Source organism: Vibrio sp. V09_P4A23P171 (genome assembly GCF_963875615.1).
GTDB lineage: Bacteria > Pseudomonadota > Gammaproteobacteria > Enterobacterales > Vibrionaceae > Vibrio > Vibrio anguillarum.
Genome location: NZ_CAWNMR010000003.1, coordinates 77,523 through 90,836 on the forward strand (window position 1 = coordinate 77,523; position 13,314 = coordinate 90,836).

General features: G+C 40.8%; 10 protein-coding genes. 3 read left to right on the top strand and 7 right to left on the bottom strand.

Translation table 11 applies throughout. The annotated features are described in order from the left end of the window. Positions 1–337: 337 nt before the first annotated feature. On the bottom strand, positions 338–1,510 hold the full coding sequence (locus AACT23_RS01575) for a hypothetical protein (RefSeq protein ID WP_094128241.1): 1,173 nt from the start codon (positions 1,508–1,510) through the stop codon (positions 338–340). A 148-nt stretch (positions 1,511–1,658) separates the two neighbouring features. Here AACT23_RS01575 and AACT23_RS01580 point away from each other — a divergent pair, with 148 nt between their 5' ends. The 3 genes from AACT23_RS01580 to AACT23_RS01590 all read left to right on the top strand — a co-directional run bounded on the left by AACT23_RS01580 (position 1,659) and on the right by AACT23_RS01590 (position 4,566). Further along, on the top strand, positions 1,659–2,915 hold the full coding sequence (locus tag AACT23_RS01580; protein WP_094128201.1) for a chromosome partitioning protein ParB: 1,257 nt from the start codon (positions 1,659–1,661) through the stop codon (positions 2,913–2,915). Positions 2,916–3,246: 331 nt separating this feature from the next. After that, the gene (locus AACT23_RS01585) at positions 3,247–3,435 is read left to right on the top strand and encodes a hypothetical protein (RefSeq protein ID WP_094128208.1); all 189 of its coding nucleotides are present in this window, start codon (positions 3,247–3,249) and stop codon (positions 3,433–3,435) included. A 543-nt stretch (positions 3,436–3,978) separates the two neighbouring features. After that, the gene (locus AACT23_RS01590) at positions 3,979–4,566 is read left to right on the top strand and encodes a hypothetical protein (RefSeq protein ID WP_176428654.1); all 588 of its coding nucleotides are present in this window, start codon (positions 3,979–3,981) and stop codon (positions 4,564–4,566) included. Between the two features lie 531 nt (positions 4,567–5,097). Here AACT23_RS01590 and AACT23_RS01595 read toward each other — a convergent pair. From AACT23_RS01595 to AACT23_RS01620, 6 genes are all read right to left on the bottom strand, one after another. Continuing rightward, entirely contained in the window at positions 5,098–5,973 is an 876-nt protein-coding gene (locus AACT23_RS01595; protein WP_001904796.1) for an S-4TM family putative pore-forming effector, read from the bottom strand. Between the two features lie 11 nt (positions 5,974–5,984). Then, positions 5,985–6,980 carry a hypothetical protein gene (locus AACT23_RS01600; RefSeq protein WP_094128211.1) on the bottom strand — a complete coding sequence of 332 codons (996 nt, stop codon included), beginning with the start codon at positions 6,978–6,980 and terminating at the stop codon, positions 5,985–5,987. Between the two features lie 570 nt (positions 6,981–7,550). Next, complete coding sequence (locus tag AACT23_RS01605) at positions 7,551–8,663, bottom strand: type II toxin-antitoxin system PemK/MazF family toxin (RefSeq protein ID WP_094128214.1); 1,113 nt, start codon at positions 8,661–8,663, stop codon at positions 7,551–7,553. A 307-nt stretch (positions 8,664–8,970) separates the two neighbouring features. Next, positions 8,971–9,390 carry a hypothetical protein gene (locus AACT23_RS01610; protein ID WP_076665050.1) on the bottom strand — a complete coding sequence of 140 codons (420 nt, stop codon included), beginning with the start codon at positions 9,388–9,390 and terminating at the stop codon, positions 8,971–8,973. A 5-nt stretch (positions 9,391–9,395) separates the two neighbouring features. Next, positions 9,396–11,765, bottom strand: a complete 2,370-nt coding sequence (locus AACT23_RS01615) for an integrase (RefSeq protein WP_094128217.1) — start codon at positions 11,763–11,765, stop codon at positions 9,396–9,398. Continuing rightward, positions 11,758–13,311: a site-specific integrase gene (locus tag AACT23_RS01620; RefSeq protein ID WP_094128220.1), complete on the bottom strand. Its 1,554-nt coding sequence runs from the start codon at positions 13,309–13,311 to the stop codon at positions 11,758–11,760. The genes AACT23_RS01615 and AACT23_RS01620 overlap by 8 nt, the downstream gene beginning before the upstream one ends. Positions 13,312–13,314: the final 3 nt, after the last annotated feature.

Sequence of the window (13,314 nt, forward strand, 5' to 3'; positions counted from 1 at the left end):
CAAACCATCAACAACAAGTTATTGATACTATTATAAATTCTACTATCAAGAAGAAGCTAATTGTAAAGAAAAGAACGAATCGATTAGGTTGATAATACTAAGACGCTTTAGTCCCACAGCTACTCACCACCAAAGCGCACTGCATTTAAATTCATTTAACTCGCATAAATGGCATGGATTTGCATGAGAAATATTTGAGTGAAAATCACCACTAATCACGAGCCAGTTTGTTGCCCGAAAATGATAAAGGGGCAATTCTAAGCTAGCCACATCAGTTCAATCGGTGTTGGACTTGTGCTTAAGAGGCATTAGCCGAACTGGAAACTTGCGTACTTTATTAATTGCAAGCCTCATCCCTGATCACTTTCAAGAAGTACTCCTGCAAACCGAGCCTAAACTGACGTGTAGAGTTTGCGGCATTTTTATAAATACGCCCTTGAGCATCAAGTTCCATTACAGGACAGCCTTTCCAATGTTTAGCGTTCTTGCTGTAGTCAAGACTGCCCAATTCTCGTCCTGCATTTTCAAGTTCCTCTGACGACATACCATCCTTCACTAGTTGATAAATAACGAGACCTAACGCTTGCCAAACTTGAGGAGACAGTTGATAACCAGAACGATTGCTGACAAACGATTCTTTCAAAGGTTTCAGCCATCCACTCATGAATGCAGAGATATTATTCATATAGTCTCCAGCTAGTATCGATGTGAGGCTCTCTCCTGATTCCAAAGTTATGTCTTTAGGCATCTTACTGTATTCTTGAGTACCAGCTCCGGCTACCGCACCGACAAGCAACTTAAACAAAACATATTGAGTGGTGATAGTACTCTCAGACACTTTCACATGCTTAGCATCAAAGCTGACGCCACCATAAGACTCGATATCAGTGTCTTCAATCAACTGAAGAATAAATGGACGTAATGGGAAACCACCTTCACTAGACAAGCAGTCTCCATCACCGACATGAGGCAGATTTAAAGCTGTATCAAAGAGAGCATTCTTTTTAAATAAATGAACGATGTCTGTTGCATCTAGCCCTTTTTCATCATCGAAAATAATCCGAATTTCAACTTTTTCCATAGCTAATCGCTGCCGAGCTAGGCTTTTTTGATTAATTTCTTTTGCGCTTAATCTTGAGCTAAACAAGAAGGTCTTAACTCCAAGCATCCTACAAATGGCAATGAAAGTAAGTACATTGCCAACGATATAGGTACTGTTTGAATTGAAAGACAATGTCGGCAGACTGCGGGACGTGCTATCTAAGATTGGCTTACCCTCAACAGCAAAGGTAAGAGAAACTGGCGCAAAAACATCATCCTTGACTACTCGTGTCTCAAGCTCAGCCTGAATAGCCTTTACCTTATCTACGTTAGTCGCATTGGTTGCGGCATCAATAACCCACTTCAACTTCGATTGAACATTCTCAGCAGAAAAATAGGCATCAATTTCAACCATTGGAATAGTTGAAACCAAGGTTTTAAAGGTTTTTTCCTTAGTCGAAAACAACATGCCGCTGATTTTTTGTTCCAAAACTTTCAACTCTTTATGTCCAATATCGTGTTTGCCGCAGTGTAATTTAAAAATTAAATTTGATCCGACAGCAATGTCGGATCAATAATGAGCGAGAATCACAATCTTATTCGCATGATTGCGCACTATGTTGCCACAGGCAGGGCAAGGGATGAAAAACATGACAGAACCACATATCAGTGATACCGATGAATTTTCAAATGCAGATCTAGAGAACTCGATTGTCAGCAGTCTAGTCAATCGATTTGATGAAAGCGAACGAACGAGTTATCTAGCCAGCTCTACTAGTCTTCTGAAAAATGCTACTGAGTTACTCACACCTGATCAGCTAGAAGAAATCTTCAAGGTTAACGCTAAATACTACGCAGGAGTAAAGGTCGTACAAACAACACTTAAACACACCACCATTTTTATTAGCCCTCAGTTGGCGAGAAACATGTTGACGTTTTCTAGTCGAGGTTCGGTAAATAAAAAAAATAAAAACCGACGTCTCAGTAAAATAAAAGTCAGAAAATACGCTGAATCGATGAAACGACGCGAATGGTGTCTAACTGGTGAGCCAATCATTATTTCTTATGAAGGTGAAATTCTGAATGGACACCATAGGCTAGAGGCTGCATGTGAGGCTTGTGTTGGGTTTATAGCGCCCATTACTTATGGTGTTACTGACGATCTCAGTTTTGCGCATATAGATGTGGGAAATATACGCTCAAGATCGCAAGTTTTAGAGATGGCAGGAGTTAAGGTAAGTGCGTCTGTCCTTTCTCGCGTCGCGATGCTCGCCAAAGCATATGACATGACCAGAAATCCATATGCTTTTCGCGGAACGCAGGGAACGTCATTTCAACCCGCAGAAATATTAGCATATGTAGAAGAACACAATGAACTTGCCCTGTCTGTTCATTTTATTTCAGAAGTTTTTAAAAAACATAGGCTTGAGAGTCAGGCGTCTGAGACTATCTACGCGTTCGCGCATTATCTAATAAAGAAACAGCTTTCTGTTTGTGAGCATGAGAACCTACCTCTTTGTCCAGAAACGTATCTCACTCGCGTAATCTCTTCATTAGGCCTTAGCTCCGAGGATGATATCGAATATCAGGTTAGAAATTATCTTCAATCAATCGTTCATGAATCAACATCCTATTCGTTGCTATGTAAACTGTCCGCTATTTTCAAAGGTTGGAACCTCCATCTTGGCCTTTCAGTTCCGGGGAACCGAATTAGTGTGCGTCGAGTGGCTAGATATAAAAAAGATGAAAATGGTAATAATATACCGCTCCCTGCCGCAGGTAACATCAATGAGGCATTTTGCGTCCCATGCCTCCCCAAAGGGCCGACGCCCAAACGAGTTCAGAAGCAAAGCAATGTAGAAATTAAAAAATAGAGATTTTAGGTGGGCACACAAGCCTGCCTAAGCCTTTTTAAGGAAAAACTATGAATGAGCTTATCCACGAACTAAGCCTGTTAGATACTGATGCGCTGCATTTGTTTACGGTCGATAATGTGAGGATACAAGGGAATTTTGCAGAGTTTGACTTAACTATCCAAACGTCATCCCAGATTTTGAGTCGATGGCTCATAACATGTAAGCACTGCCTAAAAGCTAAGATAGATCACACAAATCTAGCCAGAGAGGTAACAATCAAATACGACATATTCATCGTTGGCAGTAGCTACTTTTCAGGGTCATACTTTGAGGCCACGAGGTTAACTTCATGACTTCGGAAGACATACTGCACATAATACAAGACGAGATGGGTGAGAAGGCAATCGCATCGGTCACACTCACTGATGCCGGAAACCTTATAGTCCAGTACGGCGATAAGGTTGTGGTCTACAAAACTCCTACCTCGGCAAAGCCTGCATCTGAACTATTAAAAATAGTGGCTGATTTCATTAACTGATTTCCTCGTCCAACCATGAGAAAGGCCTTATAGGATGCTTGGGCTTAGATTTGGCCAACAAATAGTTGGTAAGCCTAATAACGTTTTTTAGTGTAGTAACTCATACACGATCTTACACATCCGCAGGTCAATCACGAAAAGACCGCACTGTCAGCCTGAAGGTATACCAACTCATAATTGGACATTTATTGGTTAGAGTACCAACTCAAATTTGTTCATTTTGGATTATAATTTTTACCTCGAAGGTGTGACTATTCAGTTATAAATATGGCATTGTTTACTAAGCTAGGGCAAATAAGGGATATCAAATTCGCACTCTATAGAGGTATACAACGGATTGTTAACGTTAGATAAGGAATTACACGAAGTATTCGGAAAGATTCCAGAGAGGCGTTAGTGAGCGTTAAAACTTCAGGGCATGGAAAGGTGACATTACAAAAGGTAAATGGAGTTATGCAGATAACAGAAACGGAAGGTTTTAAGTTGTAAAATGTGACACGTCAGGTTATGACGAAATAAAGTATATAAACAAGGCAAAACCTTATGAAAAACTTAATTAAAACTATTATCGGATTTTGGTGGAATAAAACGAATTGGTCTATCAAAATGTTAACTTTCTTCATTATCTTTGCTGGGATAGTAGGGATGCTTCCTAAAAAATCGCCTGAAGATAAAGAAGTGACAGAATTAAATGCTACAGTAAAACGTGGATTTGACACATTTGCTTTAGAAAGTAAGTTAGCAACAAAAGCTCTTGATTGTCGAGAGCCTAAGATAACGCCAGCGTCAGGGAGTTGGGGAGCGTTATATGGATGCATACAAGGAAGAGCAGAAACAGTTAAGTGGTTCATTAACGAAAAAGCAGGTACAGGCAAAGTGGCTAATGTTAAGCTCATGTGGAACGATTGGTCGAAGGATGTTGGATATGGAATTCACGCTGACAAGCGAGAAGCTCAAAAAGCACTCAACACGCTAATAAGTATATATGCACCAATGGAATCTCAGCTTCTAGATGACACATTCTGGGGAAAAACAAATAAAACCATAGAATCTAATAACTTTACTTTTGACTATAGCTATACAAGCGCTCCTACCATTGATGAGCGTCTGATTGTCGTTAAAGCTCGATGAGTGGTGGTTCATCAATGTCCTTGTCATGTTTATTCAAAACTGTTTCAGAGTGCGATTACCAGCAAGCTATAATTTGTGCACGATAGGTTCTGTAATCGATGAACGTTTAATTATTGTTACGGATAACCAATCCGGAAATTAGCTGAACAGTTCTATTTCATATCTATTCCATGTTTTGGCTCAGTTCTCTGAAATAATCATTGAACTGACACCCTCTGCCTCAATGTATTGAGCTAACAAACTTATTGGGGCAGAAGCTTTTTAGAGTATTAGCGCTAAGGCGCTCTTGTCCCGAAGTGACTTACCAAGCCAATTAAAATTTCACTCTCAACGCATAACTATCATTAACGTCACATGAGCTATATTTGGGTAAATTGCGACTGATTGAAATCACAAGTTTGTTAGACGGAACCAATAAAGGGGCAGAAATTTGCTAGAGTTTGCGCTCTAAACTGTCAGTTTCGGATAAGGTGAGGTTGGGCAGCCCAGAGTCTAACTGAAGCATGTCTATCAAGTCGGTGGCTATTCATTTTATCGTCCTTGAGTAACTCTAGTTACTAGTTCTTGTAGTTTTTTTGATTTGAGGTGATTAAACCAATCAAATATCAGAGGGTTCGACTTTCTATTTGTATATATCTGAAACTGGATGCTTTCTATTGTTTTTTTCGATACTCGTGGTTGGGATAATGCATTGTCCAAACTTTCACTCAACGCTTTCTTTGCATCAATAGCTCGACGCTGCTCTATGTAGACACCTCTGAAATAGGTTAACAAAGGCATGCTTGGAATAATGTAGGACATTATAAACTCGGTTAATGATGCCTCTTTGTGAAGAGCAGTACCAAGGATTGCAAAGATGTATGCAATTATAAATAAGCTAACGTAAAAAATATAAGAAGTTCTAAGTTCTATATCCCATCCCAAATTCTCACTTTGGCATAAGAGTATTCCTTTTCTCTCATGATGGTTGGAAACCTCAACTGAGTACCAGTTAGACAGTCTGTTAATATCATGAGATTTTGAATAGCTACTAGCTTGTTTACTAATGTCATGACTGGACACCTTAGCACCTACAATAATCGGGTCCCAATGCAAATTATAAACATATCGATCAAATTGCTCTTGGATCGTTGCGGCTTTCTCCTGCAATTGGACCACTTTGCTTTTTAGCCATAGCACATCAAACAACGTCAACGTTAAAGCAAAAATAGCTATCCAGTTAGTCAAATCTAGCTTCAACATCTCTAATGCATAATGCTTTCCTAATGTATTTAGGCCGATTAAAAATGGTATAGCCAGAGTTGCATAAATACCTAATAGCCATTTTGCAGAAGAGTACACGTTCCTTTGCGCAGCAAGTAACTCGATTGAGGAGCGTTCGTTTTGTCTCTGATTAATTAAATTCACTTTTGGTCAACCTACCCAACAAAGTCAGAGCCAAAAATGGCTTTTAGTTCGTTGATTGCTTTATCCGGATTAGAAAACTCATATTGATCAGCATTATGTAGCCTTAAAGAGTCAAGTTTAGCTCTCTCGCTGATCGACTTCATTTTGTCGAAGTCAAGATTGTTTAAGTTTCCTTGAATACCTTTGGGGTCATTTACAGGGAAATAGACAGCATTTGCAATGTAGTCAAAAATTGCACGTATTGAAAACTCAATATATTCCTCAGAAGGTTTATTGTTTTCAAAGTAATCGAGAACCATATTCTCTAAAAGGTAAGAGCCCATAGTCGCCATCGTTTGTCGTTTATTCCAGTATTTTATTATTCGGATTAGCTGTAATATTTGTCCTCTATGAGACTGATTAATCCGAGCAGAACGGTTTTTATCTTCCCTAGGGTCAGTTTTTTTCCAATTACCACTTCCATCCGGAATTAAGTAGTAGTCTTTACCGTTTGCATCTGCCGCTGTAAAGAAGCAAGGCACGATATCAAAGTTCCAATCGTAAGCAGCAGCTTGTAAAGTCGCGGCTTCACCATTCCTGTGAGGTGTATTTTTATATTGACCAATACTATCTAAAGAGCTAACCATAAGGTTAACCATTTTGATAGAACTTAATTTTGTATTGTCATTGGTACTGGTTAGATGCCCATATATCTCATTATCACCAGCTATATTGATATAAACAGTACTTCCCACCTCCGAGTAATGCATATCTCCTCGTGCTGAAAAGCAAAACAGCTGATCTATATCGTCTAAAGGTTGTTTTTTTGTGCTTCTATGAAATGAACCAAATCCTTTGTGTCTATCTGTGTATCTAGGAGGAAAATGCTCCACTTTCTGAGCCATCGACTCAAGTTGATCAAGCAGCCAATTTCGACTGTTTCGTCCTTTTTGAACAGTGTCTTTATGCAAGTCAATGTGATCGGCTACAAATGCATTAATCGACTTATTGATTCTAAAATCCGACATACAAACCTCATTTTTATGCCACTAGGCGATTATACAGGCTTATATCATTGTTCGGAAAAGATTTTTGATAGACTTTACCTCGTATTACTACGCAACTTTAACCAAAAAATATAATGTGAGAGATAACCTGTTATTCGTCGAGAAACATCTAGATTACTATCAGTAAGGCAAATTAGTATTGCCAGTGTATGAATGCTCTATTGCTCCAGAACGTTTTGGGGCATAAACGTGGCAGAACAGATCGACCTGATACGAGTAGGGACAAAACTGTATCGGCAACTTTTCAAAATTAGAAAGTTATGAATTAGCCTAGTTATGAAAATCGCTCTGTTACACTTATCAATTTCAGTTACTACAGCTATTGATTACCAATTGCGGTCATACCAACTACAATTGGCACAGATAAAAACATTGGCTTGGAATTGGGACAAAAAAACCGCCAATAGGCGGTTTTTTTGAAAGAAAGTTCTTTGTTTTCGTCGGCAGGGCAATTTTTCAGCGTCGTTTGAGAGAGTGCCGTCTCTAAATCTCAAACCAATAAGGGGAGTATATTAAAAGAGCCTTAAGTAGTCAAGGGGTTACTACTTCTGCGAACTCGATTAACTCGTTGTCGATCTGTTTATCCACTTCCTCGGTAGTGTATAGATTAGCACGAAGATACTGATCTTTCAGTAACTCTCGCAGAGTTGAGTGTTCCTGTCGGATTCGTGCAAGCTCTTGCTTTAGACCATTACTCTCAAACGTAAGTTCTGACATGGTGCTCACTAGTTTTTCGTTATCGTCAGTAAGCTCTTTGACTAACTGTTTTTTACAGTTCAATAACTTCTTGTTATCGTAATAATCACCAAGGCCAACATTGTGGGCTAAAGCTGTTTTGAGACATTTTTCATCATCAGGGCTGATTCGTACTCTGTAAGTTTCTAGCCGTTGTGACTGATTAGATCTATATCTGCTCAATGGTGGGAGAATGCGGCTATAACCGACTGTTTGAACTAAGTGGGAAAGTACATATGACCCTTTTCCCAATTGGGTACAATCCATGAGACTATCTTCACTTAGTTTAAAAACCGAATGATTTTTTGCATAGTCTTCTGGTTCTTGTGAAGTCAAAGGAATCACTTGCACCCCCCTATGTGTTGTCTTCAAGACAATCGCGGGTCTTCTTTTGTACAACTCGAGATGTTGTACTACATCAGGGTATCGCTTGGCAGAGGTTTGTTTATCAGTTCCTTTATAAATCTTAGGTTTGAACCCGAAATCGACCTCTACAATTGTCCCAAAACGTAACAGTTGCATCGCTGATTTATGAACTCGCTTCATGGTCTGTTTCAAGAATATCTCACCTTCTGTATCTCTTGGCGTGAGACGAACAGACACACTACTCCCTTTTAATTCAACAGCTTTGACAATCCATCGGTATGTTGTGTGTCCTTCGAAATAGCAAGTGATAGTGACATTGGTATTAGATGAGTCAGGAAGAAGTATCTCGTTAATGTTGGTATAAGACTCCACACCAAGCACCGCTGGTTTTGCAGTTTGGGTATCATCGAACAAATAGTAGGTTACTGTTAGCACCACACATATCTCTCTGCTTTTATTGGAATTCGCTTTCGGGTCATTATACAGAGTCACTAAATTTACGGCGATTGAATTACCACCAAATTGATAGACACTTTGTAACATAAGAAAAAATAGTTCAATTCACAACGTATAGAAATGAGGCACGGTACGGTTCTAGCTTTGAATGGGGCAAAATCGATTTAGAATGACCTGTCAGTTCAAGTCACATCGAGGTGACGAAGCTGAAAGATTTTATTCAGACTAATTCACTACACGCTTAGAACTTCTGTTCTATTTAGTTTTTTACACCACGGCTCATTTTTCTGCCACATCAGTGGCAGACTGTATTTCTTTCCATGACATGAACTTAGCTAAATATTCATCAACTTGCGAGCCTTGAACTTCCGTAGTTGCTTTGCTCATTGAGCACTCATTTTTCTTGTTTAGTTTCCAATGGTTCGTTTAGTTGCTCAATCGTAATTCCATGCTGGGTGGCGTTGTACAACCAAGTATGGAATTGCTCAAGTAGTCTGTTGTTCTCGGCTTCAAGTCGCGCAATGGTTCGTTCCCGCTTTTCTAGTTGATCAGCCGCAGCCTTCAAACTGGATGGAAGGTGTCTATTTCGTGCAGCAACAGCCTTAGGAGAATTACCCGAGACAAGCGCCTTAACCTCATTAAATGCGCGCTTGATACGTACCTGCTTTTGCAGTGTTTGCCTCGTGGTAGAAAGCTTGTAATCATGTGCTACTGCCTCTACCAATCTATCCCATGTCAGCTTAGAGTCCGTGGGCCAATCATCTAGAAGCTCACAAACATTGCTAATATCAGTGTCTGTTAAGTGTTTAGCCACAATAATCAATCCTCAAAAAAATCTATTGCATCCATTTCATCTAAAGCATCAAATAGTTCATCATCAAATGATGACGGATTGTTCTCAATACCAATCATTTCATCAACCGTGACGATAATTTTCTGGCTCTCTTTGATGCGCTGAAAGTTTTCAATCTTAGGTAAACGCTTTTTACCATTCGCATCCATCGCACGATCCAACTGGGTAACATCCTCTACGTTAAGCAGCCTGATTAGAGATCCATCCTCGATACTTGGGTCTTCCATCATGGCAAGCAGTTGCTCACAGCGCTCTGTGGTCAATTTCCTGCGCTCATAGAACTGCCTAGCCCCTTGAACACCATCATCAACCGCTTTTTTGTCCATTTTGAGAAGTTTTTTCTCCTCTTTTAGACGCTTACGAATGCGCTCACATTTGCCGTCATCGCCTTTTACACAAACTTGCTGGTCGCAGTTAATACAGTCGCGATATTTAGTGCAAACCTCTTCCATATAAGACGTCACACACATGCCAAATTCGTTTGTATGTGCGGTTAAAGCCGTCTTGGTGTTCAATTCTTGCACTGTTCTGGGGGTCGCCACCTGCACCTGAATTTGTATAGTGCCTGTTGTTGGATTCTCCATCAAACCCTGTGAGACAAGGTCTGCCTCTCGGTCTTCAATAAAGTCCGCACCATACTCCTCCGGAGTTGTATGGTCGTAATAACGATTGTGCCTAGGATCGCTTCGCATAGCCCATTTAGCACGTTGCTCTCCATCCATTCCATTGACTGCCGCCATGGTGTCTAGCATGTGACGGATTTGATGCGAGGTCATGCTCAAATCACCATGCCCCCAACGCTGAAAAACTGAACGCACACCTGTCGCTAGCTCTCCTGTGGTTCTGTTCTTTTTTTTCGTTGGAGCAAGGTCTTCATTCAACGTATTAATGGTTGGAATGTACAACTCGGTAGAAATGGTTGATTTTGCAGTGTCCAAGCAATTGGCAAAACCAGCATACAAAGCCTCTGACCATTTTACTTTTACATGTCCATTACCGTTATCAAATGGTATGTAAGGGAAGCCCTCTGGAAGATCTTTTCGAAGGATTACATTTAAATCTCGGAGCGTAACTTGGTAATCTTCAGTTAAGATACCCTTACGCTTTAGGAAATGGTTTCTAGATGTTCGCCACTTTCTGCAATTTTTTGCATCAGAAAGGTCACCATACCTTGACGAATCCAACCCAAGTGCCATTGCAGCTTCATCCATCGTTAGGAGTTGGTCTTCAGGGACGTCAGGACAAAGCTCGTGCCGTGGAAAGCACGAACTTTCTTCTAGCATCTTTGCAAACTTTCGTGCAGGCTCTGATTTTGCTCTCAAACGCTCTACCGCAGCTTCTACAACACCGTACATACACGTAGGAATCCACTTGTGTGCGTGCCCAAAGTCCTTACCCGAATACCATTTTATACCTTTAATTTGGATGGTTGCGGTAAGGTCTAGCTCTTCATCGTCAGCATCCTGAGAATCTTCGGTTTCATTCCCAGCCCTGTCAAATACGGCACCATTGTCAGTCTCAAATACAATACCGTTCTCTTTTTGGTATTTAAGGATGTCCTTAACATCCTCCTTAGTGAAGCCATCCATTTTTAGCACTTCCCAAACTTTCAGCTCATCGGTATGAATGGGGTCGGAAAGCAAGTACAGAGGCTCTGAACCACGGTTTGGGGCAGCCAGCAACAAGGTTATCGTAGATGTCGTGAAAATATCCCGAGGACTTAAGTCTTCTGTTTTTTGAGCATTGATGGAGGCGAGAGCCATCAACGCATTTTCGTCAGGCATTTTGTCTTGCCTTCTCTTGTCAGCATCATCCCCTGTCGCATTTTCAGCAGGCTTTTTGAGTCCACTCTTCCACTTAAATGGCTTCACTAATTTGTACTCAATCAAGAAGTTGAGAAGTTTATTTAAACCACACCCAGCCTGATAAGCAGCTCCTGCACTTAACGATTCCTTAGCTGCGCGCTGAGCTGCATCAAAGTCCTTCCCCGTAAGCTTAGTGGTTTCAAAATCTTCGCCCTTGTGTAGTCGCAGCCAAGCAGCATTGATTGCGCGTAAGGCTTGGAATTTAAGGTTGATGCCTGATGTGGTTCCGCCGCCATAGGTAACGTAAGCTTTTGCAAAGGGAATTAAAGATTCATCCAGTAACTCATCTGGATTTTTTTGTCGGCTATTGGCACCAAAAATGGTGAAGTTACCTACATCAGGCCAGTAATTTTCATCGTAGACATACTTCTTGCTTAATGGCGCTATCTGACGTCCTAATTCGATGAAATCGGCTTGGTTTTTCGTATGCTCAAGCTCGTGCTTAGGCTTAAAAATCAATACATCAGCCATTGTTATGCTCCCTACATAGCTGGATTACTTGGCATACCGCTAGAATGGCATTGTCATTGATTGAAACGATTTGCATGTCGCCATTAGTATCTACTTTTAATCGATCTCGCTCTTCAACCAACCATTCGAGGATTAGGTGATGCGGAGCATGTGCCCACGGACGGAATTTAGGGCATAAATAGCAAGCGATAGGGGCATAATCTTGGCAAAAACTGCTTGAGCCGCATGAACCGACCTCGCAGTCTTTTTCTCGACATGGAATGCGTGCCGCACCTGCATTTTCTGTATTGGCTTCAGCCTCGTCTTCAACCAGTTTGCCTGCGAAAGCAGAGGCATAACGAGCCAGAGGTTGGTTCATGATTTTTGAAATATGCACTGCATGCTCAGGGGCGTTAGCAACATACACTTTTACATTTTGTGTATCAGAATGGTCAAGCAAGTTGGCAATAGTAAGTATACCAGCCCCCTCCCTAGCCGCTCTGGAACCCAAGGTGTAGCGAAAACGGTAGCTTGTTGACTTTAAAGGTTCGCCAGTTCGCTCACTGATGACTTTCAGCTTTTTGACCGCACTGTTTAGCTTACTCGTTAGGTTGCTTGTTTTAATATGCGGCAGTTCGGATTTGAGATAGTCCATTAATGAATTTGGAGGTATTGATTGAATTTCTACAGTGGTGCCAACATCGATAAACAAAGGTAGTTCACCTTTTTCTTCAAGCGTCATTTTCCGCCCTAAAGCTGCTTCCACCTTAGCTGTTTGCTCTTTGATATGTAGCTCAACAACCTGTGCGACCGAATTCACTAAAGCATAAGGCTTTAGGATACTACGGAACTTTCCTCCACGTACTTTTGCCCTAGGAATCAGCACCACATACGTTGGAGATCCGGTATAATTGGTCGAATAAGAAAAGTCTTTACACTTGATAGATGCAATCTGAACAGGACGACGACCGGATGCCTTAAACATAGAGAGACAAGCATACTCATCTGTTCTAAGCGCCCCTTCAGCATATCGATGAGCAGCATGTAAACCAATTGCTTGAAACTCTAAATCACTGAATGGCCCTGTTTCAGGGTCAAGAGTAAGTACAGCAACCCCTTTATCATTGCCACCTAAACTCCATTGATCAGTCAGCTTGAACACTGCATCATCAATATGTTTATCCAGCCCCAAATAGCGCATTTGTCGCAGCATTCCCCGAACAACCGATACCTTGTACCACTCCTTCTTAGGTAATGCATTTTTAAAGGATGCAACCCCCTGTTCAGTTAAGTCATTTTGACCTGTTATCGTTTGGTAAAGCTTAAGCTGCACGGATATATTTTGGGTGTGTTTAGCAGATGAAGTTTCAGCATAAAATACCAGTACTTCTCGAATATCCTCTTGTAGCGGCTGTACAAATGAATCTAAGAAATCCACCAATACCGTGACATCCCGATTTAGAGTCCATCGATCTGAAAGGTAATTAAATTCAAAGCCATTGTATGACATACATGTTGTGACCTTGCTTTCGTTAGCAAAGTCAAAATTCACATGATGGTGATTCATTTT

Coding starts and splice junctions, on each gene's coding strand:
- AACT23_RS01575 (WP_094128241.1), bottom strand. CDS start 1,510: ATGTTGTTTTCGACTAAGGAAAAAACCTTTAAAACCTTGGTTTCAACT.
- AACT23_RS01585 (WP_094128208.1), top strand. CDS start 3,247: ATGACTTCGGAAGACATACTGCACATAATACAAGACGAGATGGGTGAG.
- AACT23_RS01600 (WP_094128211.1), bottom strand. CDS start 6,980: ATGTCGGATTTTAGAATCAATAAGTCGATTAATGCATTTGTAGCCGAT.
- AACT23_RS01620 (WP_094128220.1), bottom strand. CDS start 13,311: ATGAATCACCATCATGTGAATTTTGACTTTGCTAACGAAAGCAAGGTC.
- AACT23_RS01590 (WP_176428654.1), top strand. CDS start 3,979: ATGAAAAACTTAATTAAAACTATTATCGGATTTTGGTGGAATAAAACG.
- AACT23_RS01580 (WP_094128201.1), top strand. CDS start 1,659: ATGTTGCCACAGGCAGGGCAAGGGATGAAAAACATGACAGAACCACAT.
- AACT23_RS01605 (WP_094128214.1), bottom strand. CDS start 8,663: ATGTTACAAAGTGTCTATCAATTTGGTGGTAATTCAATCGCCGTAAAT.
- AACT23_RS01615 (WP_094128217.1), bottom strand. CDS start 11,765: ATGGCTGATGTATTGATTTTTAAGCCTAAGCACGAGCTTGAGCATACG.